Below are 25572 nucleotides of genomic sequence, written 5' to 3' on the forward strand. Positions count from 1 at the left end.
ATAGATTAATTTTGATGTATGAAAAACATGATTATTGCGAGTACATCTACATTACATGGTAGCGGATATTTAACTTACTTATTACCAACACTAAAAGTTCATTTTAAAAATGTAAAAGAGTTGTTATTTATTCCTTTTGCAAGACCTGGAGGTATTTCTTATGATGATTATACATCAATTGTAAAAAAAGTATTTTCTGTTTTAGGGATTGATGTAAAAGGGATTCATGAGTATAAAAATGGTGAAAAAGCAATTAAAAATGCCGAAGCTATTTTTACAGGAGGAGGAAATACTTTTGAATTGGTAAATCAATTATATAAAACAGATATTTTAAATACTTTAAGACAAGTTTTAGAAAAAGGAACGCCTTATTTAGGTACAAGTGCTGGTAGTAATATTTGTGGAGTAAATATGATGAACACGAATGATATGCCCATTGTTTATCCACCAGATTTTACAACTCTAGGCTGTATTAACTTTAATATAAATGCACATTATTTAGACCCCATTGAAGGTTCTACACATATGGGAGAAACTAGAGAGACTCGTATTAAAGAGTTTCATGTTTTTAATGATATTCCTGTTTTGGGTTTAAGAGAAGGTAGTTGGTTAGAGGTAAATGATAATGAGGTTATTTTAAAAGGAAAATTGACTGCTCGTTTATTTGAAAAAAACAAGCAGCCAATTGAATTAGAGAGTAGAGTAGTGATTAAATTTTAATTAAACCATTGCACCATTTGCACCTATAACTTGCCCAGAAACCCATTTAGATTCATCACTAGCTAAAAATAAAGCAACTCTAGCAATATCAATTGGTTTAGCTAATCTGTTAAAAGCATTCATAGCGCTTAATTTTTCTATAAATTCTGGTGTTTTACCTTTTAAAAATAATTCTGTTTCTGTTGGTCCTGGGGCTAATGCGTTTACAGAAATCCCTCTACCAACTTCTTTAGAAAATACACGTGTCATTTGTTCTACAGCTGCTTTTGTGGCAGAGTAAATAGCGTAAGTTGGTAGCATTAATTTTACGGTACTAGAAGATATATTTATAATATTTCCGTTATCAGCAAGTTTGCTTTCTGCTTCTTGTAAAGTATTAAAAAGACCTTTTACATTAATATTAAAATGACTATCAAAATCTTGTTCTGTATTGTCTTTTAATTTTTTAGATGTCATTGTACCTGCATTGTTTATTAAAACATCAATTTTACCAAAGACTTCTATTGTTTTATCGAATAAGTAAGTAACTTCTTTTCTTATACTAACATCTGCTTTAATAGCAATTGCTTCTCCACCATTATGTATTATGGTCGATACAACATCATTAGCTTTAGATTCACTATGATTATAATTAACAATTACTTTAGCATTATTTTCAGCTAAAAGTAAGGCAATTTCTTTACCAATCCCTTTAGAAGAACCAGTTACAATAACTACTTTGTCTTTTAATGTCATTTTATTTTTTTTTGATTATTTATCAAAGTTAATAAAAAATACCAACTAGTATGTTTTGTTAACTTAGTTTAACATTTTAATAAATTTAATTTTAAAAAGACTTATTTATTAGAGGTTTAAGTTATTTTTTAATAACCTATATAGTCTACTATTTCTAAACCATAACCTATCATACCAACACGTTTAGATTGATGTGTATTGGTAATTGATTTTAGTTTTCGGATATTTAAATCGTGTAAAATCTGTGCTCCAATACCAAAATCTTTATTATCCATTTTTATTTCTGGAGCTTCCATATTTCCAGTTTGTTGGTTTTCTTTAAGAGTAGATAATCTACTTAATAAATTCTGAGATTGATTTTGTTGGTTTACAAAAATGATTGCTCCTTTACCTTCATTATTAATAGCTTGAAACATTCTTTCTAGCTTTTTATCAGCATCGTTAGTTAATGTTCCTAAAATATCATTATTAACTAAAGTAGAGTTTACTCTAGTTAAAATAGATTCTTCTTTGTTCCATGAGCCTTTAGTTAAAGCAATGTGTACTTGACTATTGGTTGTTTGTTGGTATGCTCTTAATCTAAAATCACCAAATCTTGTTTTAATATCAAAATCTTCTTTTTTCTCTATTAAAGAGTCATGTTCCATTCTATAAGCAACTAAATCTTCTATAGAAACAATTTTAATATCAAATTTTTTGGCAACTTCTAAAAGTTGTGGCAAACGTGCCATTGTACCATCTTCGTTCATTATTTCTACAATAACACCTGCGGGTTGTAAACCTGCTAAACGAGCAAAATCTATGGCAGCTTCTGTATGGCCTGTTCTACGTAAAACACCTCCTTCTTTAGCGATAAGAGGAAATATATGGCCTGGTCTAGCTAAATCATAAGGCTTAGTTTCATTATCAACCAATGCTTTAATAGTTAAAGCTCTATCTCCTGCAGAAATACCTGTTGTAACACCTTTACCACGTAAATCTACAGAAACGGTAAAAGCAGTTTCCATAGGGTCTGTGTTATTATTTACCATAACATGTAAATCTAACTCTTTACAGCGTGTTTCTGTTAAAGGAGCACAAATTAAACCTCTACCATGTGTAGCCATAAAATTAATCATTTCTGGAGTTACCTTTTCTGCTGCTGCTAAAAAATCTCCTTCATTTTCTCTATTTTCATCATCTACGACAATAATAATTTTACCATTTCTAATGTCTTGTATAGCTTCAGAAATTAAGTTTAATTTAGAATTGATTTTTATATTTTGAGCTGTCATAATAAATAAGTTATGCTTCTTTTTTAGAAAATATTTTTTTGAAGAATTTAATTATTGGTTGCGTTATTGCATCCAAATTAAATATTCCTTTGTCTTTTGTAGCTCTTCTAGTTAATAATACAGCTAGAGGAACCATAATTATTGCTGCTATCCAAGAACCTAAAAAAGAGGTGATAGAACTTTCTTCTGCTAGATTTTTACCAAAAGTGTTGCTAAAAAAATAGGTTACGTAAATAGCAATAGCTAGTATCATAGGTAAACCAAAACCTCCTTTTCTTATAATAGAACCCAAAGGAGCTCCGATAAAAAAGAGAATTAAACAAGATAGAGAAAAAGCTATTCTGTTGTAATATTCGGTATCAAAGTAGTTTAATGTTTTTCTTTGATGTTTTATTTTAGTTTTATTATTATTAACAGAAGTAACAGCTCTAGCTGATTTTGTTACCGCAGAGTTTAATATGTTAATTTTATCTTTTAACTCAAAATTTTCTATAATTTCTGGATTAAGTTTTTTTGGCTTTAAAGAATCTTGATATTCATATAAATCCTTGGCACTTATGGTCATGAATAAGTTTTTTGCTTTTAACCTTAACACTTCGTCGTAACTTGATTTTAAATCTGGAATTGTATCTCCTAATTGGTTTAAACTTAGCATCATATGGTTTTTAGTATGATCTGTTTTATTTAAATCTTCTTCATCAGATATTGAAGAGATATCAATATTAAATTCATATTCATCAAAGGTAGCACTAGAAGCAGGCATTTTTTTAACTTTTGTTGTAGGTGTTCCTTTCTTTATATGTTCTTCATAATAATTACCGTCATATAAAATAAAGGTAATATATCTACTACCTTCTTCAGAAATAATTTTACCTCTTTTTGCTGTAATTACTTTAAGATTTCCTTTAAATGCAGTTAAATCGTATATCAGTACATTTTTTAGAAGGTTTTCTTCTTCTCCGTATTTCTCTGTAAATTTAATTTGATATCCAGGTAAATCACTATTAAAACTACCCGGAACTAGAGCCATTGCGGGCTTTTTCTTTTTTATATTTAGATATAAATTCTTTTGTTTTAAAACAGCATAAGGGTATACATTATTTAAAAATAAAAAATTGATAATACTAAAAACTATTGTTAAACCAATTAAAGGTCTTATTAGACGTTGTAAAGATATTCCTGCGGATTTTGCAGCGGCAAACTCGTAGTTTTCACCTAAATTACCAAGTGCCATAATAGAAGATAAAAGAACGCCTATTGGTAATGCTTGTGGTGTAATAATTAACGTAGTGTAATAAATAAATTTTAAAATAAAAGGTAAGCTAATTCCTTTACCGGCAAAGTTTTCAAAAGTTTGCCATAATACTTGCATTACTAGAACAAAAAGCACAATAAGAAATGTAGCTACAAATGGAACTAGAAATGTTTTTAAGATGTATTTATCTAAAATTTTCATTGCTGCAAAAGTAGTTTCTTAAGATGAAAGAAGCTACTAATTTACTGTTAATTGAAAGAAATTAATCTATTGTATATTTTAACTTTTTATACTTTACTAGATCTAAAGAAAAAAACTGGTTAGGTAAAGTCTGATTACTTTTTAATTTAGTAATAGTAAACGTTGTTTTAGAAGTATTAGAACCTGTTTGTATCAATTTATAAATATGTTTTGTTTTAGCATCAATACCTAATTCTACTTTTACAATATCAGAATCACTATCAATAGGATTTAAAGTAACAAATTGTATTTTTCTACCTTGTAAGTTCAATAATTTTCCCATTTCAAAATTATAACCTTCTTTATAAAAAGTTAATAATTTAGAAGGATAAATAAAACCATCATCTTCTCCCATATCTCCGTCAGTAATAGAGATTTCTTTTTCATCATTGTTAATTACATATAATTTTTTACCATCAAAAATAAATGTATTACCTAAATAGTTTAAATTATATTTTTCTCCTTGTAAAGTAATTTCTCCTCTTATTGGTGGTTCATCTCCTTCCTTAATACCTGCATCTTCATTACTTAATGTCTGTGCAAAACCGATATTCATATTTTTATATGCGCCCATTTTAGTAGAAACTTCATCTAATAGAGATTTTGCTTCTTCAGAATTTTGAGAAAAAGTAATTGTTGTAATAAATAAACTGAAAAATAAGATTGCTATTTTCTTCATAATTTTAATGCTTATCATCTTAATAATTAGATGCTATTTTAATTGTTTTTTTCGTTTTCTAATAATTGTTCTAAGGCAATAAAATCTGGTACTAAAACTTGTCTTGCTTTACTACCTTCAAAACCGCCAACAATACCTGCTGCTTCTAATTGATCTATTAATCTACCAGCTCTATTGTAACCTAATTTTAATTTTCTTTGTAATAAAGAGGCAGACCCCTGTTGTGCTGTTACAATAATTTCTGCTGCATCTTTAAATAATTTATCTCTGTCTTGTATATCAATATCAATACTTGTGCCACTTTCATCATCTATATATTCTGGTAATTGATAAGCTTCTGCATAAGCTTTTTGAGAACCAATAAAATCTGTAATTTTTTCTACTTCTGGTGTATCTACAAAAGCACACTGTATTCTATTTATATCGTTACCGGCAGTGTATAATAAATCTCCACGACCAATTAATTGATCTGCTCCACCAGCATCTAAAATTGTTCTAGAATCTATTTTAGAAGTTACTCTAAAAGCAATTCTAGCAGGGAAATTGGCCTTAATAATACCCGTAATTACATTAACGGAAGGTCTTTGTGTAGCAACTATTAAATGGATACCGATTGCTCTAGCTAACTGAGCTAAACGTGCAATTGGTGTTTCTACCTCTTTACCAGCTGTCATTATTAAATCTGCAAATTCATCAATAACTAACACAATGTAAGGTAAAAATTGATGACCTTCATTGGGGTTTAATTTACGCTTTTTAAATTTAGCATTATATTCTTTAATGTTACGTACCATTGCTGCTTTTAACAGGTCGTATCTGTTATCCATTTCTATACATAAAGAATTTAATGTATGTACAACTTTAGTTGTATCCGTAATAATTGCTTCTTCTACATCTGGCAATTTTGCTAAATAATGACGCTCAATTTTATTAAATAAAGTAAGTTCTACTTTTTTAGGATCTACTAAAATAAACTTAACTTCTGCAGGATGTTTTTTGTATAACAAAGATGTTAAAACGGCATTTAAACCTACAGATTTACCTTGTCCTGTTGCACCTGCCATTAACAAGTGAGGCATTTTTGCTAAATCGACTACAAAAGTTTCATTAGAAATAGTTTTACCTAACGCAATAGGAAGTTCCATAGGAGATTCTTGAAATTTCTTAGAAGAAATAACCGAATGCATAGAAACTATGGTCGATTTTTGATTAGGAACCTCAATACCAATCGTTCCTTTACCAGGTATTGGTGCAATAATTCTTATCCCTAAAGCAGATAAAGACAATGCAATATCATCTTCTAAATTTTTAATTTTAGAAATTCGGATTCCGGCTTCTGGTACAATCTCGTAAAGTGTAATTGTTGGCCCTACAGTTGCTTTAATTTCTGCAATACCAATTTTGTAGTTTTTTAAGGTTTCTACAATTCTATCTTTATTCGCTTCAAGCTCTTCTGGATCTATGGAAATACTTTCGTTATATTGTTTTAATAGATTAAAAGTTGGAAATTTAAAGTTTGATAACTCTAATGTAGGATCAAATTCTCCAAAATCTTTTAAAACTTTATCAGATAAATTTTCTACAGATTGTTCTTCTTCTCTATTAATAGCAATATCTATCCCTACATCATTAAGGTCTTCTGCTTTTTCTTCAGTATTTGAAATAGAAGTTGTTTTTATATTTAAAGAAATTTCTTCTTTTTTACTTGTTACATCAGAATGTTTAGAAATAGTTGGTTGTAAGTTTTCTAAAGAAAGTTCTACACTAGATTTTTTTCCTGTTTTTTCTACTGTTTCTTTTTTTTGTATTGTAGGTTCTTTTTTAATTGTGTTACTAACAACTTCTTCTTTATCAATGTTAATCAATTCTTGAGATTTTCTTTCTTCTCTTTTAATCTTATAGTCTTCTATATATTTTTCGAAAGTTACTTTATAACGTATAATTAGGTAAACACATAAATAAAATAAAAGCAGAATAACTAAACCAACTTTACCAATAAAAGCTTGTAAATATTCATTAATTTCAAAACCAATAATACCAGATAACAATGCATGTTTAGAGTTTAAAAAACCTAAAGAGATAGAAAGCCATAATGTAGCTATTAAACCCCAGTTCCAAGAAACAATTATTGAAGAAATTTTTCTTTTAATAAGAATTGATGTTCCTGTTTTAAAAATATGAAAACAAATGATAAAAGCACTTATTCCGAAACCTTTATAAATAAAAAAATGAGATAAACTATTGCCTATTTTTCCTAATAGGTTTTTACTTTTTACAGTTTTATCATCTAATTCTGTAAGAATACTTTGGTCTTCTTGCCAATTAAAGAAAAAAGAGATAAAAGCAATACAAAGAAAAATAGAGAATAAAACTAAAAAGGTTCCTAATATTGTCTTTGTTTGCGTTGTTTTTAAGAAGGCAAAAATGCCCAGTTTTTTATCTGGGGGCATTATTGTTTTTTTTGTGCTTTTTTTTCTTATTGCCATTAATAAAATATTCTTTGTAGCTGTAAATTATAATTATTTCTCTAAGAGCAATACTATTTTAGGTAAGTATATAAAACCTGCAATAATTAAAGAGGTAATTGCTGCAAAAGTAGGTGCACCTGCAGCGATATCTTTTATAAAGCCAATTTTTTTATGATAATCTGGATGTATAAAATCAGCCAATTTTTCTACGGCTGTATTTAAAGCTTCTGCAACAAGTACAAAGCCAATTATTAAAAACTGAAACATCCATTCAATATTAGAAAGATTAAAAAAAAAACCCATAATAATAGCAATAATAGCAATAAAAGACTGCACTTTAATGCTATCTTCTGTAGTAATTAAAAGCCAAATACCTTTAAATGCAAATTTAAAACTGCGAAGTCTACCTCTTATAAAGCTATCATTATGGTTTTTCATAAAAACGTTAATTATATTGCGCTTATTGCAGCTGTATAATTTGGTTCTTCTGTTGTTTCTGCAACTTGTTCTGTATAAATTACATTTTCTTCTTCATCAATAATTACAATTGATCTAGAGTGTAAGTTAGCTAAAGGTCCGTCTGCAATTTCTAATTCGTAAGACTTACCAAAGTTACCATCAGCAAAATCAGACAACATAACTACATTTTCTATTCCTTCTGCACCACAAAAACGAGCTTGAGCAAAAGGTAAATCTTTAGAAACACATAATACTACAGTGTTGTCTAAATCGGCTGCTTTTTTATTAAACTCTCTAACAGATGTAGCACATGTACCTGTATCTACACTAGGAAAAATATTTAATATAATTTTTTTTCCAGCAAAATCAGATAAGCTTTTTTTAGATAAATCTACGGCTGTTAATGTAAAGTTAGCAGCTTTAGTTCCTGTTTCTGGTAAGTTACCAATTGTATTTATTGCGTTTCCTTTTAATGTGATGTTTGCCATTTTTGTATGTTTTTTTAGAACATCAAAAGTAAGAATAATTTATAGATGTTTTCTGTTTTTTGCTTTGGTTTAATTTTTTTTAAAACCAAAAGATAAAAATTTCCGTAAGTATTTGTGAATAGAAATTAATATTAACTAAAATAAAATTATGAGAACATTAAATTTTTTAAAAGTAATAGTTGTAACATTTACTTTATTTGCTAGTCAAGCTTTTTTAGCACAAGAAAAAACTAAAATGGTTGGTGGAGCAGAAATGTATCCATCAAAAAACATTGTAGAAAATGCTGTAAATTCTAAAGACCATACAACATTAGTAGCAGCAGTAAAAGCAGCAGAATTAGTAGATGTTTTAACAAGTAAAGGTCCTTTTACTGTTTTTGCACCAACAAACGAGGCATTTAATATGTTGCCAAAAGGTACTGTAGAAACTTTATTAAAGCCAGAGAATAAAACAAAATTGCAAACAATATTAAAATACCATGTGGTAGCTGGTAAATGGAATTCAAAAGACGTTTTAAAATTAATTAAAAAGGGTAAAGGAAAAGCTGCTCTTAAAACTGTTAGTGGTGGTACAATTACTGCTTGGGAAAAAGATGGGAGTGTTTATATTTCTGATGAAAATGGAGGTAAAGCAAAAGTTACAATTGCAGATGTAAACCAATCTAATGGAGTAATACATGTAATAGATGCTGTTTTGTTACCTAAGTCTTAAAACTTTGTAGATTATATTTGATTATTTGAATTTGATAAGTCACTTCTTAAGGAAGTGGCTTTTTTCTTTTTGCTATTTTATATAAGAGCGTAGATTTTATAATAACAAGTTGTACTTTTGCACCTCGAGAAAAAACAATAGTTATTAGTGAATATTACACAGTACACATCAGAATTTAAATATAATTGGAGACTTGCAGCACCAGTAATGTTGGGTATGTTAGGGCATACATTTGTAAGTTTTATAGATAATATTATGGTTGGCCAATTAGGTACTGCAGAATTAGCAGCAGTTTCTTTAGGTAATAGCTTTATGTTTATTGCTATGTCTATAGGTATTGGTTTTTCTACGGCAATAACTCCTTTAATTGCAGAAGCAGATTCATCCAATAATTTAGAAAAAGCCAGGTCTACTTACAAAAGTGGTTTGTTTTTATGTACAACTTTAGGATTTATTTTATTTTTAGGAGTCTATTTTTCTAAACCATTAATGTATTTAATGAAACAGCCCAAAGAGGTTGTAGAAATAGCAATTCCTTATTTAGATTTGGTAGCTTTTTCATTAATTCCGTTAGTTATTTTTCAGGCAATTAAGCAGTTTAGTGATGGAATGTCTATGACAAAATACCCAATGTATGCCACGTTAATAGCTAATATTGTAAATACTCTTTTAAATTATGTATTAATTTTTGGAAAATTTGGTTTTCCAGAAATGGGGATTGTAGGTGCTGCTTATGGTACGTTGGTTTCTCGTATAATTATGGTGGTTTATTTATGGTTATTGTTACGTTATAAAGAGCGTTCTGCAAGAATTGTAAAAAATATAAAGTTCTTTGTTTTAGATATTTTAACGATAAAGAAAATTATTAGTTTAGGATCTTTAAGTTCTATGCAAATGTTTTTTGAAGTTGCCATTTTTACAGCTGCAATTTGGTTAAGTGGTTTGTTGGGTAAGAATCCGCAAGCAGCAAATCAGATAGCGTTAAATTTATCTTCTATGACGTTTATGGTTGCTATGGGTTTAAGTGTAGCATCTATGATTAGAGTAGGTAATCAAAAAGGATTAAAAAATTATAATGAGTTAAGAAGAATAGCATTTTCTATCTTTTTACTTGGTATTTTATTTGCTACTTTCTTTGCTCTATTATTCTTTGTTTTTCATAAAAGTTTACCCAATATATATGTAGATTTAAGTGATGAAGCAAATTATATTGATAATATGGAGGTACTTTCTATTGCTTCTAATTTATTATTAGCAGCAGCTTTTTTTCAAATTTCAGACAGCATACAAGTAGTTGTTTTAGGTGCTTTACGTGGATTACAAGATGTAAAAATACCGACGATACTTACCTTTATTTCTTATTGGGTTATTGGTTTTCCTACTTCTTATTTTTTAGGAACAGAAGAAATGTATGGTAGTTTTGGTATTTGGTTAGGTTTATTAGCCGGATTAACAACAGCTTCCATTTTATTATTTATCAGATTTAATTGGTTAACTTTAAAATTGATAAAAGAAAAACATATATTAATTTAAATTATATTTCTTAATAGTTTCTAAGAACGTTAAGAAATTTACCAAACAATGTACAACATGAATTTACCAAAATTTTTATTAGCAGATAACAGCAATTTCCCTGAAGATATTTTTGTATTACATACAGAATTTCCTCGTTTTATGATTAATTTAAAAGACGATGAAATTGAGTGGTTTGAAGATTTAACAGGCGAAAATGAAGAAGATATTGCTACAGAATTAGCAGATTTAATGGATAAAGCTGGGGAATTTTATGATGAAGAAATGAAACAATATGAGTAAATCATGCTTTTAATTTAAGAAGCTAGTATCAAGATAAGTAATTATACTAGCTTCTTAAGTTTTATATCAAATTCAATTAATAATTTGTTTTTTTCTTATAGCAATTAAACCTAAAATTGGTCCGATTGCTAATACTAAATAAATTAGATTAGAATTTGTAATATTAGTCAAGCTACTAATTAATTGAATACTAATTATTGTTATTGTATATCCTACACAATTTACAATAGTTAATGCAGTCCCTTTACTTTTAGAGGGGGCGTTTTGAGCAACTAAAGTAGAAAATAAAGGAGAATCTGCGATTACAAAAACTCCCCAGAAAAGTAGGAAAAGAATAAAAAGATTTTTGTTATTTAATTGAAACATTAAAGGTGAAATTAAACAACAAATACAAGACAATAAAAGTGCCATAAAAGCAATATTTCTTGTGCCAAATCTTTCTGCTAAATAACCACCAATAACACAAGATATTCCACCGATTGCAATGATAAAAAAGGATAAAAGCGGAATGTTGAATTGTACTTCTGTATGTATATCATTATACGTTTTTAAAAGAATGGGTACAAATGCCCAAAAGGTATACAATTCCCACATATGCCCAAAATACCCAAAAGCAGCTTTTCTAAAATTTAAATTTTTAAATATGGAAAAACAAATGGTAATATCTAATTTAGTTCCAGCTGTTCTATAAGGTCCATTAGGTACAAAAATTAGCATAATTATTCCTCCAAAAGATGCTAAAATAGAGATTAATATCAATATATTTTTCCAAGGATAACCTTGCATTATATCTTTTAATAAATGAGGTAAAGCAGTACCTAAAACCAATGCACCAACTAAATAGCCTAAAGATTTACCTAATCCTTTTTGATAATAATCGGTTGCAATTTTCATTCCAACAGGATAAATACCTGCCAAGAAAAATCCTGTTGAAAAACGCAAACTAATTAGTGTAAAAAAAGTTTGATTCTCAAAAATAAGTCCTAAATTAAAGAAAGCACCAAGAATTGCACAAAAGAAAAATACTTTAGACGGAGAAAAACGATCTGCAATGGTAAATAAAGCAAAAACTAACGTACCAATTATAAAACCAAATTGAACAGCAGAAGTTAAATAACCTAAAGCAATATCTTCTAAATTAAAACTGGTTACCAAATCGGTCATTACTCCATTGCTTGCAAACCACATAGATGTACAACAAAACTGAGAGATAATTATAATAGGAAGTATGCTTTTTGATATGCTCATAAAATTTAGTTAAAGTAATACAAAAGATCTAATATTCAATTTAAAATGTTTTACAACATCATTAGATTATTTATCTTTGATATTCATGAAAAGAGTTAAAATAATAGAATGTCCTCGTGATGCAATGCAAGGGATAAAATCGCATTTTATATCTACAGAGCAAAAAGCATTATACATAAATTCTTTATTAAAAGTTGGTTTTGATACTATAGATTTCGGAAGCTTTGTTTCTCCAAAAGCAATTCCGCAAATGCGAGATACTGCTGCTGTTTTAGAAAAATTAGATTTAACTAAAACTACCAGTAAATTACTAGCAATTACAGCAAATGTAAGAGGTGCAAATGACGCTTCTAAATTTGAAGAAATAGATTATTTAGGTTACCCTTTTTCTATTTCAGAAAATTTTCAAATGCGTAATACACACAAAACTATTTCTGAATCTATAGAAACTTTAGACGAAATTTTAAATATAGCTTACAAGTCTAATAAAAAAGTTGTTGCTTATTTATCTATGGGATTTGGAAACCCTTATGGAGACCCTTGGGATGTTGATATTGTTGGTAAATGGACAGAAAAACTTGCTAAAATGGGTGTAGAAATTTTATCTCTCTCTGATACAATTGGTAGTTCTACTCCAGAAATTATAGATTATTTGTTTTCAAATTTAATCCCGATTTATCCTAAGATTGAATTTGGTGCACATTTACATACAACACCAAATAAATGGCACGAAAAAGTTGATGCTGCTTTTAAAGCGGGGTGTAATCGTTTTGATGGTGCAATTAAAGGTTATGGAGGTTGCCCTATGGCAAAAGATGAGTTGACGGGTAATATGCCAACAGAAAAATTATTAAGTTATTTTACTTCGCAAAAAGCAGACACAAATATTAGACCAATGAGTTTTGAAAGCGCTTACAATAAAGCTTTAGAAACTTTTTTGTAAATAAAGTTTAGCATTATATAACTAACCGGTTTTGTTGATTTTCATTGAAAGAAAATATTAATTAAGTATATTTTAATATAAAGTAAAAGTTAAGGTTATAGATGTAAGTGGATTTTTTAGCATTAAATTCAATTAAAAATTGTAAATTTGCACGCAATTATATCTTAATTGCAACATGACAGCACACAACAACAAAATTTTAGGAGAAGGGTTAACTTATGACGATGTTCTTTTAGTTCCTGCCTTTTCAGAAGTACTTCCAAGAGAAGTAAGCATTCAAACAAAATTTACTAAAAATATTACTATTAACGTACCTATTGTCTCTGCGGCAATGGATACAGTAACAGAATCTGCATTGGCAATTGCCATTGCTAGAGAAGGTGGTATTGGTGTTTTACATAAAAATATGACAATTGAGCAACAAGCGCAAGAAGTTAGAAAGGTAAAACGTGCAGAAAGCGGTATGATTTTAGATCCAGTAACTTTACCTTTAACAGCAATTGTTTTAGATGCTAAAGCTTATATGAAAGAGCATAGCATAGGAGGAATACCGATTGTAGATAATGACGGAACTTTAAAAGGTATTGTAACAAACAGAGATTTACGTTTTGAGCATAATAACCAAAGGCCAATTATAGAGGTAATGACAAGTGAAAACTTAGTTACTGCAGATGTTGGTACTTCTTTAAATGATGCAGAAAAAATCCTTCAGAATTATAAAATCGAAAAACTTTTAATTGTTGATGATAATTATAAATTAAAAGGGTTAATTACTTTTAGAGATATTACTAAGGTTACACAAAAACCAATTGCAAATAAAGATTCTTTTGGTAGATTAAGAGTAGCAGCAGCACTAGGTGTTACTGGTGATGCTGTGGATAGAGCAGAAGCTTTGGTAAATGCAGGTGTAGATGCTGTAATTATAGATACAGCACATGGTCATACAAAAGGTGTGGTGTCTGTTTTAAAAGAAGTTAAAAATAGGTTTCCAAAATTAGATGTAGTTGTAGGTAACATTGCAACTGGTGAAGCTGCTAAATATTTAGTAGAAGCTGGTGCAGATGCTGTAAAAGTTGGTATTGGTCCGGGGTCTATTTGTACAACAAGAGTTGTTGCAGGTGTTGGTTTTCCTCAGTTTTCTGCAGTATTAGAGGTTTCTGCAGCAATTAAAGGAAGTGGAGTTCCTGTTATTGCAGATGGAGGAATTCGTTATACAGGTGATATTCCAAAAGCGATTGCTGCAGGTGCAGATACTGTAATGTTAGGTTCCTTATTAGCAGGGACAAAAGAATCTCCAGGAGAAACAATTATTTACGAAGGAAGAAAATTTAAGTCTTATAGAGGTATGGGATCTGTAGAAGCAATGAAACATGGTTCTAAAGACAGATATTTTCAGGATGTAGAAGACGATATTAAAAAATTAGTACCAGAAGGTATTGTAGGTCGTGTACCTTATAAAGGAGACTTGGCAGAAAGTATTCATCAATTTATTGGAGGTCTACGAGCAGGAATGGGGTATTGTGGCGCAAAAGATGTAGAAACTTTAAAAGAAACTGGTAGGTTTGTAAGAATTACCGCAAGTGGTATTAATGAAAGTCATCCGCATGATGTAGCAATTACTAAAGAATCTCCTAATTACAGTAGAAGATAATTTAAAAAATAAAACTTTCTAAAATTAGTTTTAAATAAAAAAAAATCCTCACATTTTATATGTGAGGATTTTTTTATTTAAATGAATAAAAATTATTAATCTTTTGGTATTGTAATGCCTAATTTAGTCATTACTTTTTCTGTAAGATCAAGTTTGTTATCTATGTAAGCAAATTGATTTCCAGAAATCGTTAGTATTTGTGTAAACTTTTCTGCCTTTGCAATTTCTTGTATTACATCATTTAATTTTTTATACAAAGGTCTCATTAACTCTTCTTGTTTTAATTGAAGTAATTTTTGACCGTTTTGTTGATATCTTTTGATGTCAGCTTCCATTTCAGTAAGTTCTTGAATGGTTGTTTTTTTAGCTAATACCCCTAGAGTTTTTTCATTTTTTTTATAATCTTCAACTTTTGTTTGATAAGTAGTTAATTTAATATTAAAAGAAGAGTCTAGTTTAACTCCGTAATCTTGAGTTCTTTCTAAAACAATTTTAGTTTCTGGCATAAACCCTATAATATAGTCTGTATCAATAGTACCAACTTTAGATTGTGCGATTGAAATTGTACTTAAAAAAGCAATAAAAATGAATATAATTTTTGATTTCATGTTTGTGTTTTTGATATTTTACAAATATATAAAAGTGGATGAATTAGAAAAGTAGGTTAACTGTTTAAAAAGTTAATTTTATCAGAAACTTTAGAGATAATTGTTTTTATTTCTGTTTGATAATCAAACCAAAGTGTTTCTTCGTCTTTTCTAAACCATGTTAATTGTCGTTTTGCAAATCTTCTGGTATTTTTCTTAATTTCAGAAATGGCAAATTCTTTAGTGAAATCTCCATCAAAAAAAGAAAATAATTCTCTATAACCTACCGTTTGGAGTGCGTTTAATTTTTTACTTGGATATAAGTTTTTAGCTTCTTCTAGCAAACCATTTTCGAGCATAATATCTACACGTCTGTTTATTCTATCGTAAATAATTTCTCTATCTGCTTTTAATCCAACTTTAATTGAATAAAAATTTCTAGGTGTTTTAGGTTTGTTTTTAAATGTAGAAAAAGGGGTTCCTGAAGCAACACATACTTCTAAAGCTCTTAAAACTCTATGAGGATTGTCTAAAGCAATAACATTATAGGTTTCTAGGTCTAGTTCTTTTAATCGATTTTGTAAAACTTCTAAACCTTCTGTTTCTAAATCTAATATTAATTTATTTCTAATTTCTAGAGGAACTTCCGGAAAATAATCTAAACCTTTTAAAACAGCATCTATATACAAACCACTTCCGCCAACCATAATTTGTATCGGGTTTTTATCAAAAAGTGAATCTAATTTTTTTAGTGCATCTCTTTCAAAAGAACCTACATTATAATCATCAAAAATACTTCTGTTCTGAATAAAGTGATGTTTTGCAGCTGCTAATTCATCATCTTCAGGTACAGCAGTTCCTATTTTCATTTCTTTGTAAAACTGACGAGAATCGCAAGAAATAATATCGCTTTTAAAATGATTTGCTAATTGTATACTCAAAGCTGTTTTACCAATAGCTGTAGGACCAACAATGGTTATTAAAATATTTTTCGGAATCATTTTAGTTTAATTTATGACCACAATTATAACAGAATTCGGCATTGTCTTTATGCTTTTCGGCAGCACAATTAGGGCAAGTTTGTGTATTGATATCTAAATTAGTTTTAGTCATTTCTGCAGTTACAATGCCAGTTGGTATGGCAATTATACCATAACCTAAAACCATAATTGCACTAGCTACTAATTGACCAAAAGCAGTTTGAGGTGCAATATCTCCGTAACCAACAGTTGTTAGTGTTACAATTGCCCAATATACACTTCTAGGTATGCTTGTAAAACCATTTTCTTCACCTTCTATCATGTACATAAGTGTACCTAATATTAGACAGATGATTACTACAAAATATAGAAAAACGGATATTTTTACTCTACTTGCTTTTAATGCTACCATTAATTTGTTGGAAGCACCAATATATCTGGCTAATTTTAAAACTCTAAATACTCTCAATAAACGTAAAGCTCTTAAGGCAATTAAATGATGCGAACCTACAAATACAAACGATAAATATTTAGGAATTGTAGAAAGTAAATCTATAATACCATAAAAACTAAAAATATATTTAAATGGCTTTTTTATGGTAAAAACTCTTAAAATATATTCCGCAGAAAATAGGATGGTAATAAACCATTCTGCAATATTTAAAAGAGTGTGGTATTTTTGATCAAAACTTTTTACGCTTTCTAGTATTACTAGAACAACACTAGTTATAATTGCAAAAAGTAATATAACATCAAAAAGTTTACCTTGTTGAGTGTCTGCTTCATAAATTATTTCATGAAGTTTATCTTTCCAAGATGTTTTTTTGTTTTGTTGATTCAAGCTTTCAATATTAATCTACTACAATACTACAATTATTTAATCACTTTTCTATTTTTTAGATAGGTTTTCTCTTTATTAAAGATGGTATTTTAAATAAAAAAACCTCACAAATAGTGAGGTTTTCTAGAATATTTAAAGAGAAAAGTTATTTTGATTTTTCTTCTTTAACAACTGCTTTATCAGCAATAATTCTTGTTTCTTGATTTGCAACAACCCAAGCTGTATGAAAAACCAAACGAGTTCTATTTTCTAATAAATCGTAACTAATTTTGTCTGGAGTATCAGTTGGTTTGTGGTAATCTTCGTGTGTACCATTAAAATAGAAAATAATTGGCACATTATGTTTTGCAAAGTTGTAATGATCTGATCTGTAGTAAAAACGATTAGGATCATTTTCGTCATTATATTTATAATCTAAATTGATGTTCATGTACTTTGTATTTACAACTTCAGAAATGTTATGTAACTCTGTACTTAGCTTATCAGAACCAATTAAATATACATAATTTGGGTCTTCTGTATGTCTGTCATCAATTCTACCAACCATATCAATATTTAAATCACAAACTGTGTTTGCAATAGGAAAAATTGGATTTTCTGTATAGTATCTAGAACCTAATAAACCTTTTTCTTCTCCTGTAACGTGTAAAAATAAAATAGATCTTTTTGGACCTTTACCTGCTTTTTCTGCCATTTTAAAAGCTTCAGCAATTTCTAAAAGCGCAACAGTTCCAGACCCATCATCATCTGCACCATTATAAATTTCACCATTTTTTATTCCTTCATGATCTAAATGAGCAGAAATAACAACAATTTCATCTGGTTTTTCAGAACCTTCAATAAATGCTACTACGTTTTCAGAAGCTTTTAAAGTAGTTCTTCTTTTACGTTTGTTTAAAAATTCTGCAGGTACTTCTTGGAAGTAATCGTCGCCACCTAAAGCAGATGGAATTTCTTTAGAAACATAAAAGTTCTTTAAGTATTCTACAGCTTTTTTTTGTCCAGGCTCACCAGTATTTCTACCTTCAAACTCATCTGAAGCATAAGTGTATAAATGTGTGCTTAAATCAGCAGCGGTAATTGTAGCTGCATACTTAGCAGCTTGATCTACGTTTGTATCTTCATTAGAAGAATTTTTGCTAGAACCACAAGCAATAAAAGCAAGTGTACTAGCAACATAAAGTATTTTTTTCATGGATTAGAAAAATATTTAAATTAGTTTGAATTAAGTAGGCAATGTAATGAATGTTACAGTATCCTCAAAATTACTTTTTGTTTATGATAAACTGTTGTAAACTTTTATTAAAATTAACGATTTCTTTAGGGAATAAATTGTCAAAAGCATTGTTGTCTATCAATTCTAATGAAGTGCCTGTAAAAATTTCTTCATCGGTAAATAAGATAATTTTATCAGCAAATTTTATAGATAAATTTACTTCGTGAGAAGACATAATTATTGTTTTCGAAGTTGTTTCAACTAATTTTTTAAGTAAGGCAAATATTTTAATAGTATGATGTAAATCTAAGTGAGCAGTTGGTTCATCTAAAATAATTACTTCTGTGTCTTGGGTTAAAGCTCTTGCAATTAAAACTCTTTGTAATTGTCCATCACTTAATTCGTAAAAGTGCTTTTCTTTTAGGTGATTGATTTCAGTAGCTTCAATTGCCCAATTTATTTTGTCTAAATCGGTTTTAGATAATTGATCAATCCAATTTGTGTAGGGTTGTCTTCCAAGTGCAATTATTTCAAAAACAGTTAACTGGCTCTCTGGTAGCCTTTCAGTTAAAACCATACTTAAAGAAGTTGCTAATTCTTTATTAGTATAATTATCTAAATTTTTATTGTTGATAAGTATTGAGCCATTTAAAGGTTTTTGAACCTTAGAAATAGTTCTTAAAAGAGTTGATTTTCCGATACCATTTCTACCTAAAACAGTAACAAGTTGTCCTTTTTCAATAGAAATATTAATTTTAGAAGCTACAATGTTTTGTGCTTTTTTAGATTGATAACCAATTGATAGGTTTTCTGTTTTTAAGACAATATTTTCTTTAAGGTTTGGCATTGATTTATACAAATATTTTCTTTTTCCTTATCAGTAACCAAATAACAATTGGTGCACCAAATAATGATGTAATTGCATTAATTGGTAACGTAAATTCGCTTGTTGGTAGTTGTGCAATACTATCGCAAATTAACAAAACAATTGCACCAATAATTGCTGTAGACGGAATTAATACTTTATGATTAGAGGTAGTAAATAACATTCTTGAAATGTGTGGTACCGCTAAACCCACAAAAGCAATCGGACCAGAAAAAGCAGTAATTACACCTGTTAATAAACTTGTAACTAGTAAAATAATATTTCTACTTTTTTTAATGTTGATACCCAAACTTTTGGCGTAATTTTCTCCTAATAAAAAACTATTTAAAGGTTTTATTACGGATATGGTTGCTGTAATTCCTATTGTGTAAATGATTGTAAAAACAGTTAATTCTGTCCAAGAAAGATTCCCCAAGCTACCAAAACTCCAGAATAAATATTGCTGAATTTGGTCTGCTTCAGAAAAGTAAGCCAAAATACTAATTATGGCAGAAGTTAAAGAACCAAACATTAATCCTATAATTAAAATAGACATTGTGTTTCTTACTTTATTCGCAGCAATAATTACAGCAGATAAAACAAGAAAGGCCCCTAAGCTAGCTGCAATTGGTAAAGACCAACTAGAAACGGAAGTTGTTAATAAAAAGCTACCAAAAACAGATGAGCCTAAAATTAAAATAGCAACTCCTAAACTTGCACCTGATGAAATTCCTAATACAAAAGGACCAGCTAAAGGATTTCTAAATAGAGTTTGCATTAATAAACCACAAATAGATAAACCAGAACCTACTAAAATTGCGGTTATTGCTTTTGGTAGTCTAAAATTTAAAATAATAGTTTCCCAACTTTCTTTAGTAGAAATGTTTCCTGTAGTAATTTTAAAAATATCCTGTAAAGGTATAGATACCGAACCCAAACTTACATTCATAAAAAACAAAATAATCAGTAAAATTGATAATAAAATAAAGTGTTTTGTGTAAGATTTGTTTTTCATTGGTAAATGCCTGTTTAAGACAATATGAGTTTTAATAATAACCTCTCGATTGAGCGTGAGGTGACAAATTTATAATTTGTATTCTTTTAAAAAAGCGACTAATTTTTGAATAGCAATTCCTCTATGAGAAATTTTGTTTTTTTCTTCAGAACTCATTTCTGCAAAAGAATGTGTAAATCCCTCGGGTTTAAAAATAGGATCATAACCAAAACCTTTTTCACCTTGTTTTTCGGTTAAAATATTACCTTTACAAATCCCTTCAAAAAGAAATTTCTCATCATTTAAATTTAAAGCAACAGCAGTTCTGAATTGTGCTTTTTTATTTTCTTTATCTTTTAATTCTGATAATAATTTTTGCATATTATTTTCAGAATTGGCAGGTTCTCCAGCAAAACGTGCAGAATAAACTCCAGGTTTTCCATCTAAACTTTCAACTTCTAAACCAGTATCATCAGCAAAACAATTATAACCAAATTTATTGGTAATATAGTCTGCTTTTAATTTTGCATTACCTTCTAAAGTTGTTTCAGTTTCCTCTATTTCATCAAAACAATTAATGTCTTTTAAACTCAATAATTCAATTGAATTCGGTAACATTTTTTGAACTTCGGCAAGTTTATTAAGATTGTTTGTAGCAAATACTAGTTTCATTAAAATATATTGATTTTAAGCAAATGTAATCAATTTAAAAAAGAGATTTTATTCTTGGTTTTACTTAAAAAAATATACAGTAAATTGCAAAAAGCTTTTTTATAAAGCTAATTTTTATTTTAAATTATATTGATTAATGAAACTCTATTATTCTCTTTTTTTCTTATTGTTTTTAATTTCTTGTTCAACAGAAGAATCATCAACAAGTGATGATGAGGTAGAAGAAGAAAGAGGAAGGTTTACAGATGATTGGACTTTTGAGTTTTATATGCAATCTCCAAGTGCAAATTCATTTAAACTGTGGGTGCCAGAAAATACAACAGTAGGAGCTGTACTTGTTTTAGCACCAGGTGGCGCTACAAATGGTACAGGTTTGGTAAGGTTTAAAGAGTGGCAAGATTATGCACAAAAAGAAAAATTAGCACTTTTAGGTGTTCATGTTAATTCAGATTTTACTGTTGCTTCATATAATTTAATTTATGCATTAAACAAGATTGCCTCTGCAAGAAATGTGAATTATATTTCTGATTTGCCTTTTTTAATGAGAGGATTTTCTCATGGAGGCAGGTTTGGTTATAATTTTGCAAGTTTATTTAATGTTAGAACAATTGCTTTTTCTAATATTAGAGGTACTACTATAGGCACAGACAAAAGATTACCACCAGGTTTATTTATTACAGGAGGTAAAGATTCTGCCTATAGAAATGAAATTATTTTTGATGCTTTTTTAAGTCAAAGAAAAGAAAATGCAATTGCTTGTTTTGTAGAAGAACCCAGAGCTTATCATGAAGTAGCTAATTCAGATAATTTAACTAGAGCATTTTTTACTTCAATTTTAAAAGAAAGGCTTCAAAACTCTAAACTTATAGAATTAAAAGAAGATGATTATTTTTTAGGTGATAATACAAGTTTTGAATACACAAAATATATTGATTATTCAGGAGAAAAATCTAAAGCTAGTTCTTTAATAGATGAAAATTTTATAGAAATTTGGTTAAACTCTGTAAAATAATTATTCATGATGATAAGGTTCATTCTTAAGTATTGTAAAGCCTCTATATAATTGTTCTACAATAAAAAGACGAATCATTTGATGAGAGAAAGTCATTTTAGAAAGAGATATTTTTCCAACAGATTTTTTATAAACAGCATCAGAAAACCCATATGGACCACCAATTACCAAAACCAATTGTTTAATTCCGGAATTCATTTTTTTCTGAAGATATTGGCTAAATTCTATAGAAGTAAAATGCTTTCCTTTATCATCTAACAAAATTAATTGATCTGTATTTTGCAGTTTAGAGAGAATTAAATTGCCTTCTTTTTCTTTTTGTTGAATTTCACTTAAATTCTTTACGTTTTTAATATCAGGTATAATTTCTAATTCAAACTTTATGTAATGTTTTAATCTATTTTGATATTCATCAATCAATTGGATAAGTTGTTTGTTATCCGTTTTACCAATTGCAAGTAATTTAATTTTCATGCCACAAAATTACGAATTCTGAATTACGATTGCTATTTTTACATCACAATAAAAACAAGAGCATGATATCGGAAGCACAATTTAAAAACGAGTTAGACTTAATTATAAAAAATGCCATAAGAGAAGATATTGGAGATGGAGATCATACCTCACTTTCTTGTATTCCTGCAGAGGCAAAAGGTAAAGCAAAATTATTGGTAAAAGATACCGGAATTATTGCTGGAGTAGAATTTGCAAAACAAGTTTTTAGTTATGTAGATGCAGATTTAAAGGTAGAAACGTTTATTAAAGATGGAGAAAAAGTAAAGTTTGGTGATATTGTTTTTCATGTTTCAGGTAAATCTCAATCTATTTTAATGGCAGAGCGTTTGGTTTTAAATGCAATGCAAAGAATGAGTGCAATTGCAACAAAAACAGCTTTTTTTGCCGATTTATTAGAAGGTACAAAAACAAAAGTTTTAGACACCAGAAAAACAACACCAGGTATTAGAGCTTTAGAAAAATGGGCTGTAAAAATAGGAGGTGGAGAAAATCACAGGTTCGCATTGTATGATATGGTTATGATTAAAGATAATCACATAGATTTTGCTGGCGGAATTACAGCAGCAATTACAAAAACAAAAAAGTATTTAGCTGATAAAAATATTGATATTAAAATTATTGTAGAAGCAAGAAGCTTAGAAGAAATTGAAGAAATTTTATCTGTTGGCGGAGTTTACAGAATTTTAATTGATAATTTTAATTATAAAGACACCAGAAAAGCGGTGGCATTAATTGGTGATGTTTGTTTAACAGAATCTTCTGGTGGAATTAACGAAGATACCATTAGAAAATATGCAGAATGTGGTGTTGATTATATATCTTCTGGTGCATTAACACATTCGGTTTATAATATGGATTTAAGTTTAAAAGCAATTGATTAATTAAGGATGAAAAAAATAAAAAAAAAATTAAAAGTTACAATACCTGTAATTGTTTTATTCATTTTTTTTGCTTGTAAATCTGATGCTTACAAAGATGTTGTTGGGGTTTATGAGGGGGAGCTTCCTTGTGGTGATTGTATAGGAATAGATAATAAAATGACTTTAAAAGTAGATAAAACTTTTGTGTTAGAAACAATCTATAGAGGAAAAGGTAATGGAAAGATATTTAGAAAAACGGGTAAATATTCTGTAGAAAATGAACAACTAATTTTAAACGTAAAAAAATCGCCTTTTAAATATCAAATAGGTGATGATTATATAGAATTATTAGATATTGATGGAAATAAAATTGAAAGTGAGTTAAACTATAAATTAATTAAACAAGAATAGTTTTTTAAATGATAGACGATTATTTTGATAATGAAACATTCACTAGAATTGATTTTACAAAGACGAAAATCAAAAAAGGAGAATATGATAATTGCATTTTTTCTAACTGTAATTTAGAGAATATTCATGCTTCAAATATTCAGTTTATAGAATGCGAATTTGTAGATTGTAATTTTAGTAATGCTATTGTAGATAATACTGCTTTTAAAGATGTAAATTTTATCAATTGTAAAATGATTGGAGTAAAATTTAATGAATGCGATCCTTTTTTATTACAGTTTAGTTTTAAAGATTGTCAATTAAATTTCTCATCATTTTATCAACTTAAGATACAAAAAACAGTATTTAAAAATTGTAATTTACAAGAAGCAGATTTTACAGAAACAAATTTAACAAATGCTGTTTTTAATAATTGTGATTTAAAATTAACGGTTTTTGATAGAACTAATTTAGAAAATTCTGATTTTAGAACTGCTTTTAATTTTAATATTAACCCAGAAGAAAATAGTTTAAAAAGAGCAAAGTTTAGTAAAGAAAATGTAGAGGGTTTACTATCAGTTTATAAAATTGTAGTTGAGTGATTAAAGTTTAGAGGTTTAATGTATTTTAATAACAAAGTAGCAAAGGAAAACTTTGCAGCCTATTTTTACATAATTAAGAAGAAATATTTGGGTTAACTTCTCAATTAAGAAGATATGCCGTTTCTATATCAAGTAATATTTATGAAGGTTACGGAAGAGAAGGAGTTAAAGATTATCTATGTGATCACTTTTTGAATTACAAATACAATTAGAAATTGCTTTTAATTTAGAGTATATTAAAAAGAAGAATTTAATAAATTATATAAATTTTCAAGAGAAATAGAAAGAATGCTAATAAGTTTCATAAAAAGTATAAAATTAAAACATAATTGAGTTTTAAGTGTAAAGTGATTTAACTTTGTGATTTTAAAATTAATTCTAACTCTGTAACTTTAATTAATGACAAAAGAAATAGAAGACAAACTAGATAAAATACCAATTGTAAACCTTTTGGTAAAGCTTGGAAAAAACATTAAGATTCCAGGCTTGGAAGGTATGTCTTTATATGATATTTTAGAAATGTATTTTATTGGTATTATTAAAGGAGCTTTAACTACAAGAGCAGGTGGTATTGCCTATAGTTTTTTTATGTCTATTTTTCCTTTTTTATTATTTGTATTAACATTAATTCCTTTTTTACCAATTGATGGAGCTCAAGAAGGTTTATTATCTATTATTGCAGATGTTTTACCGCCAAAAACATTTGAGGCTGTAGACTCTGTTTTGGTAGATATTATTAAAAATCAATACGGTGGTTTACTTTCTTTTGGTTTTGTAGGTTCTATTTTTTTAATGACAAATGGAGTAAATGCCATTTTTGGAGGTTTTGAACATTCTTATCATGTAAAAGTAGTTAGAAACGTTTTTAGAGGCTATTTTATAGCTATGCTAGTTTCTATTGTAATAGTATCTTTTCTTTTAGTAACAGTTGTTTTAATTATCTTTTTTGAACTTTTTTTAAAAAACTTAGTTTCTATGGGATGGTTAGAAGGTAATTTAATTTGGTTACAATTAGGTAGAGGACTCATATTTTTAACCATGATATTTTTAACAGTGTCTATGTTATATCATTACGGAGTTAAAGAAGGTAAACACTCTCGTTTCTTTTCGCCAGGTGCAGTTTTTACCACAATTTTATCTATTTTAACATTCTATCTATTTGGTTATTATGTAAATGAATTTGCCCAATACAACGAACTTTATGGCTCTATTGGTACACTTTTAATCTTAATGTTATTTATTTGGTTAAACGCAATTATTTTATTGTTAGGATTTGAATTAAATGCTTCTATTTACTCTTTAAGAAGAAGAAATAAAACTTTTATAACACCTAAAAAAATATAACTTTTT

The 25572-nt window shown here is 28.4% G+C and carries 28 protein-coding genes; 12 read left to right on the top strand and 16 right to left on the bottom strand.

The annotated features are described in order from the left end of the window. Positions 1–18: 18 nt before the first annotated feature. Complete coding sequence (gene pepE / locus ACJJVY_RS01135; RefSeq protein WP_405604277.1) at positions 19–720, top strand: dipeptidase PepE; 702 nt, start codon at positions 19–21, stop codon at positions 718–720. Here pepE and ACJJVY_RS01140 read toward each other — a convergent pair whose 3' ends face one another. From ACJJVY_RS01140 to tpx, 7 genes are all read right to left on the bottom strand, one after another. Continuing rightward, positions 721–1455, bottom strand: a complete 735-nt coding sequence (locus ACJJVY_RS01140; RefSeq protein WP_405604279.1) for an SDR family oxidoreductase — start codon at positions 1453–1455, stop codon at positions 721–723. Between the two features lie 128 nt (positions 1456–1583). Next, positions 1584–2729, bottom strand: a complete 1146-nt coding sequence (gene ribB, locus ACJJVY_RS01145) for a 3,4-dihydroxy-2-butanone-4-phosphate synthase (protein ID WP_405604281.1) — start codon at positions 2727–2729, stop codon at positions 1584–1586. A 10-nt stretch (positions 2730–2739) separates the two neighbouring features. After that, complete coding sequence (locus tag ACJJVY_RS01150) at positions 2740–4185, bottom strand: LptF/LptG family permease (RefSeq protein WP_405604283.1); 1446 nt, start codon at positions 4183–4185, stop codon at positions 2740–2742. A 61-nt stretch (positions 4186–4246) separates the two neighbouring features. Beyond that, entirely contained in the window at positions 4247–4903 is a 657-nt protein-coding gene (locus ACJJVY_RS01155; protein ID WP_405604285.1) for a LolA family protein, read from the bottom strand. Between the two features lie 38 nt (positions 4904–4941). Next, a complete protein-coding gene (locus tag ACJJVY_RS01160; protein ID WP_405604287.1) occupies positions 4942–7353 on the bottom strand; it encodes a DNA translocase FtsK 4TM domain-containing protein in 2412 nt (803 codons plus the stop codon). 69 nt (positions 7354–7422) lie between these two features. Beyond that, positions 7423–7809, bottom strand: a complete 387-nt coding sequence (locus ACJJVY_RS01165; RefSeq protein ID WP_405604289.1) for a diacylglycerol kinase family protein — start codon at positions 7807–7809, stop codon at positions 7423–7425. Between the two features lie 11 nt (positions 7810–7820). Continuing rightward, complete coding sequence (gene tpx, locus ACJJVY_RS01170) at positions 7821–8318, bottom strand: thiol peroxidase (protein ID WP_405604291.1); 498 nt, start codon at positions 8316–8318, stop codon at positions 7821–7823. A 148-nt stretch (positions 8319–8466) separates the two neighbouring features. Between tpx and ACJJVY_RS01175 the strand changes: the two genes are divergently transcribed. From ACJJVY_RS01175 to ACJJVY_RS01185, 3 genes are all read left to right on the top strand, one after another. Next, a complete protein-coding gene (locus tag ACJJVY_RS01175) occupies positions 8467–9030 on the top strand; it encodes a fasciclin domain-containing protein (RefSeq protein ID WP_405604293.1) in 564 nt (187 codons plus the stop codon). 147 nt (positions 9031–9177) lie between these two features. After that, entirely contained in the window at positions 9178–10563 is a 1386-nt protein-coding gene (locus ACJJVY_RS01180; protein ID WP_405604295.1) for an MATE family efflux transporter, read from the top strand. 57 nt (positions 10564–10620) lie between these two features. Continuing rightward, positions 10621–10845, top strand: coding sequence for a hypothetical protein (locus ACJJVY_RS01185; protein WP_405604297.1), 225 nt, complete (start codon positions 10621–10623; stop codon positions 10843–10845). Positions 10846–10917: 72 nt separating this feature from the next. Here ACJJVY_RS01185 and ACJJVY_RS01190 read toward each other — a convergent pair whose 3' ends face one another. After that, entirely contained in the window at positions 10918–12093 is a 1176-nt protein-coding gene (locus ACJJVY_RS01190) for a nitrate/nitrite transporter (RefSeq protein WP_405604299.1), read from the bottom strand. Between the two features lie 85 nt (positions 12094–12178). On the opposite strand from ACJJVY_RS01190, the gene ACJJVY_RS01195 reads away from it, so the two are divergent. Both ACJJVY_RS01195 and guaB read left to right on the top strand, forming a co-directional pair. Beyond that, complete coding sequence (locus ACJJVY_RS01195) at positions 12179–13036, top strand: hydroxymethylglutaryl-CoA lyase (protein ID WP_405604301.1); 858 nt, start codon at positions 12179–12181, stop codon at positions 13034–13036. Positions 13037–13211: 175 nt separating this feature from the next. Next, positions 13212–14687 (top strand): IMP dehydrogenase, encoded by a 1476-nt coding sequence (guaB, locus tag ACJJVY_RS01200; RefSeq protein WP_405604303.1) that lies wholly within the window; start codon positions 13212–13214, stop codon positions 14685–14687. A 95-nt stretch (positions 14688–14782) separates the two neighbouring features. On the opposite strand, the gene ACJJVY_RS01205 is transcribed toward guaB, so the two are convergent. From ACJJVY_RS01205 to ACJJVY_RS01235, 7 genes are all read right to left on the bottom strand, one after another. Then, on the bottom strand, positions 14783–15295 hold the full coding sequence (locus ACJJVY_RS01205) for an OmpH family outer membrane protein (protein WP_405604305.1): 513 nt from the start codon (positions 15293–15295) through the stop codon (positions 14783–14785). Positions 15296–15351: 56 nt separating this feature from the next. Continuing rightward, positions 15352–16275, bottom strand: a complete 924-nt coding sequence (gene miaA / locus ACJJVY_RS01210; RefSeq protein WP_405604307.1) for a tRNA (adenosine(37)-N6)-dimethylallyltransferase MiaA — start codon at positions 16273–16275, stop codon at positions 15352–15354. 1 nt (position 16276) lies between these two features. Continuing rightward, entirely contained in the window at positions 16277–17095 is an 819-nt protein-coding gene (locus ACJJVY_RS01215) for an ion transporter (RefSeq protein WP_405604309.1), read from the bottom strand. Between the two features lie 145 nt (positions 17096–17240). Continuing rightward, a complete protein-coding gene (locus tag ACJJVY_RS01220) occupies positions 17241–18290 on the bottom strand; it encodes a M28 family metallopeptidase (RefSeq protein ID WP_405604311.1) in 1050 nt (349 codons plus the stop codon). Between the two features lie 70 nt (positions 18291–18360). After that, on the bottom strand, positions 18361–19158 hold the full coding sequence (locus tag ACJJVY_RS01225) for an ABC transporter ATP-binding protein (protein ID WP_405604313.1): 798 nt from the start codon (positions 19156–19158) through the stop codon (positions 18361–18363). A gap of 4 nt (positions 19159–19162) precedes the next feature. Continuing rightward, positions 19163–20191, bottom strand: a complete 1029-nt coding sequence (locus ACJJVY_RS01230; protein WP_405604315.1) for a FecCD family ABC transporter permease — start codon at positions 20189–20191, stop codon at positions 19163–19165. Positions 20192–20260: 69 nt separating this feature from the next. Beyond that, positions 20261–20842 (bottom strand): non-canonical purine NTP diphosphatase, encoded by a 582-nt coding sequence (locus ACJJVY_RS01235; RefSeq protein ID WP_405604317.1) that lies wholly within the window; start codon positions 20840–20842, stop codon positions 20261–20263. A 136-nt stretch (positions 20843–20978) separates the two neighbouring features. Between ACJJVY_RS01235 and ACJJVY_RS01240 the strand changes: the two genes are divergently transcribed. Beyond that, entirely contained in the window at positions 20979–21854 is an 876-nt protein-coding gene (locus tag ACJJVY_RS01240; protein ID WP_405604319.1) for a hypothetical protein, read from the top strand. Here ACJJVY_RS01240 and rlmH read toward each other — a convergent pair whose 3' ends face one another. Then, positions 21855–22328, bottom strand: a complete 474-nt coding sequence (gene rlmH, locus ACJJVY_RS01245) for a 23S rRNA (pseudouridine(1915)-N(3))-methyltransferase RlmH (protein WP_405604321.1) — start codon at positions 22326–22328, stop codon at positions 21855–21857. 62 nt (positions 22329–22390) lie between these two features. Here rlmH and nadC point away from each other — a divergent pair, with 62 nt between their 5' ends. The 5 genes from nadC to ACJJVY_RS01270 all read left to right on the top strand — a co-directional run bounded on the left by nadC (position 22391) and on the right by ACJJVY_RS01270 (position 25566). Next, the gene (nadC, locus tag ACJJVY_RS01250) at positions 22391–23251 is read left to right on the top strand and encodes a carboxylating nicotinate-nucleotide diphosphorylase (protein ID WP_405604323.1); all 861 of its coding nucleotides are present in this window, start codon (positions 22391–22393) and stop codon (positions 23249–23251) included. Positions 23252–23257: 6 nt separating this feature from the next. Further along, a complete protein-coding gene (locus ACJJVY_RS01255; RefSeq protein WP_405604325.1) occupies positions 23258–23641 on the top strand; it encodes a copper resistance protein NlpE in 384 nt (127 codons plus the stop codon). Between the two features lie 8 nt (positions 23642–23649). After that, the gene (locus ACJJVY_RS01260; RefSeq protein ID WP_405604327.1) at positions 23650–24222 is read left to right on the top strand and encodes a pentapeptide repeat-containing protein; all 573 of its coding nucleotides are present in this window, start codon (positions 23650–23652) and stop codon (positions 24220–24222) included. A 125-nt stretch (positions 24223–24347) separates the two neighbouring features. Then, positions 24348–24434 carry a hypothetical protein gene (locus tag ACJJVY_RS01265; protein ID WP_405611537.1) on the top strand — a complete coding sequence of 29 codons (87 nt, stop codon included), beginning with the start codon at positions 24348–24350 and terminating at the stop codon, positions 24432–24434. Between the two features lie 187 nt (positions 24435–24621). Next, positions 24622–25566 carry a YihY/virulence factor BrkB family protein gene (locus ACJJVY_RS01270; protein ID WP_405604329.1) on the top strand — a complete coding sequence of 315 codons (945 nt, stop codon included), beginning with the start codon at positions 24622–24624 and terminating at the stop codon, positions 25564–25566. Positions 25567–25572: the final 6 nt, after the last annotated feature.

It is taken from the genome of Polaribacter sp. Asnod1-A03, assembly GCF_045063585.1.
Classification (GTDB): domain Bacteria; phylum Bacteroidota; class Bacteroidia; order Flavobacteriales; family Flavobacteriaceae; genus Polaribacter.

Excerpts from the sequence above, each read along its gene's own strand:
- pepE (WP_405604277.1), top strand. The coding sequence starts at position 19 with ATGAAAAACATGATTATTGCGAGTACATCTACATTACATGGTAGCGGA.
- ACJJVY_RS01140 (WP_405604279.1), bottom strand. The coding sequence starts at position 1,455 with ATGACATTAAAAGACAAAGTAGTTATTGTAACTGGTTCTTCTAAAGGG.
- ribB (WP_405604281.1), bottom strand. The coding sequence starts at position 2,729 with ATGACAGCTCAAAATATAAAAATCAATTCTAAATTAAACTTAATTTCT.
- ACJJVY_RS01150 (WP_405604283.1), bottom strand. The coding sequence starts at position 4,185 with ATGAAAATTTTAGATAAATACATCTTAAAAACATTTCTAGTTCCATTT.
- ACJJVY_RS01155 (WP_405604285.1), bottom strand. The coding sequence starts at position 4,903 with ATGAAGAAAATAGCAATCTTATTTTTCAGTTTATTTATTACAACAATT.
- ACJJVY_RS01160 (WP_405604287.1), bottom strand. The coding sequence starts at position 7,353 with ATGCCCCCAGATAAAAAACTGGGCATTTTTGCCTTCTTAAAAACAACG.
- ACJJVY_RS01165 (WP_405604289.1), bottom strand. The coding sequence starts at position 7,809 with ATGAAAAACCATAATGATAGCTTTATAAGAGGTAGACTTCGCAGTTTT.
- tpx (WP_405604291.1), bottom strand. The coding sequence starts at position 8,318 with ATGGCAAACATCACATTAAAAGGAAACGCAATAAATACAATTGGTAAC.
- ACJJVY_RS01175 (WP_405604293.1), top strand. The coding sequence starts at position 8,467 with ATGAGAACATTAAATTTTTTAAAAGTAATAGTTGTAACATTTACTTTA.
- ACJJVY_RS01185 (WP_405604297.1), top strand. The coding sequence starts at position 10,621 with ATGAATTTACCAAAATTTTTATTAGCAGATAACAGCAATTTCCCTGAA.
- ACJJVY_RS01190 (WP_405604299.1), bottom strand. The coding sequence starts at position 12,093 with ATGAGCATATCAAAAAGCATACTTCCTATTATAATTATCTCTCAGTTT.
- ACJJVY_RS01195 (WP_405604301.1), top strand. The coding sequence starts at position 12,179 with ATGAAAAGAGTTAAAATAATAGAATGTCCTCGTGATGCAATGCAAGGG.
- guaB (WP_405604303.1), top strand. The coding sequence starts at position 13,212 with ATGACAGCACACAACAACAAAATTTTAGGAGAAGGGTTAACTTATGAC.
- ACJJVY_RS01205 (WP_405604305.1), bottom strand. The coding sequence starts at position 15,295 with ATGAAATCAAAAATTATATTCATTTTTATTGCTTTTTTAAGTACAATT.
- miaA (WP_405604307.1), bottom strand. The coding sequence starts at position 16,275 with ATGATTCCGAAAAATATTTTAATAACCATTGTTGGTCCTACAGCTATT.
- ACJJVY_RS01220 (WP_405604311.1), bottom strand. The coding sequence starts at position 18,290 with ATGAAAAAAATACTTTATGTTGCTAGTACACTTGCTTTTATTGCTTGT.
- ACJJVY_RS01225 (WP_405604313.1), bottom strand. The coding sequence starts at position 19,158 with ATGCCAAACCTTAAAGAAAATATTGTCTTAAAAACAGAAAACCTATCA.
- ACJJVY_RS01230 (WP_405604315.1), bottom strand. The coding sequence starts at position 20,191 with ATGAAAAACAAATCTTACACAAAACACTTTATTTTATTATCAATTTTA.
- ACJJVY_RS01235 (WP_405604317.1), bottom strand. The coding sequence starts at position 20,842 with ATGAAACTAGTATTTGCTACAAACAATCTTAATAAACTTGCCGAAGTT.
- ACJJVY_RS01240 (WP_405604319.1), top strand. The coding sequence starts at position 20,979 with ATGAAACTCTATTATTCTCTTTTTTTCTTATTGTTTTTAATTTCTTGT.
- rlmH (WP_405604321.1), bottom strand. The coding sequence starts at position 22,328 with ATGAAAATTAAATTACTTGCAATTGGTAAAACGGATAACAAACAACTT.
- nadC (WP_405604323.1), top strand. The coding sequence starts at position 22,391 with ATGATATCGGAAGCACAATTTAAAAACGAGTTAGACTTAATTATAAAA.
- ACJJVY_RS01255 (WP_405604325.1), top strand. The coding sequence starts at position 23,258 with ATGAAAAAAATAAAAAAAAAATTAAAAGTTACAATACCTGTAATTGTT.
- ACJJVY_RS01260 (WP_405604327.1), top strand. The coding sequence starts at position 23,650 with ATGATAGACGATTATTTTGATAATGAAACATTCACTAGAATTGATTTT.
- ACJJVY_RS01270 (WP_405604329.1), top strand. The coding sequence starts at position 24,622 with ATGACAAAAGAAATAGAAGACAAACTAGATAAAATACCAATTGTAAAC.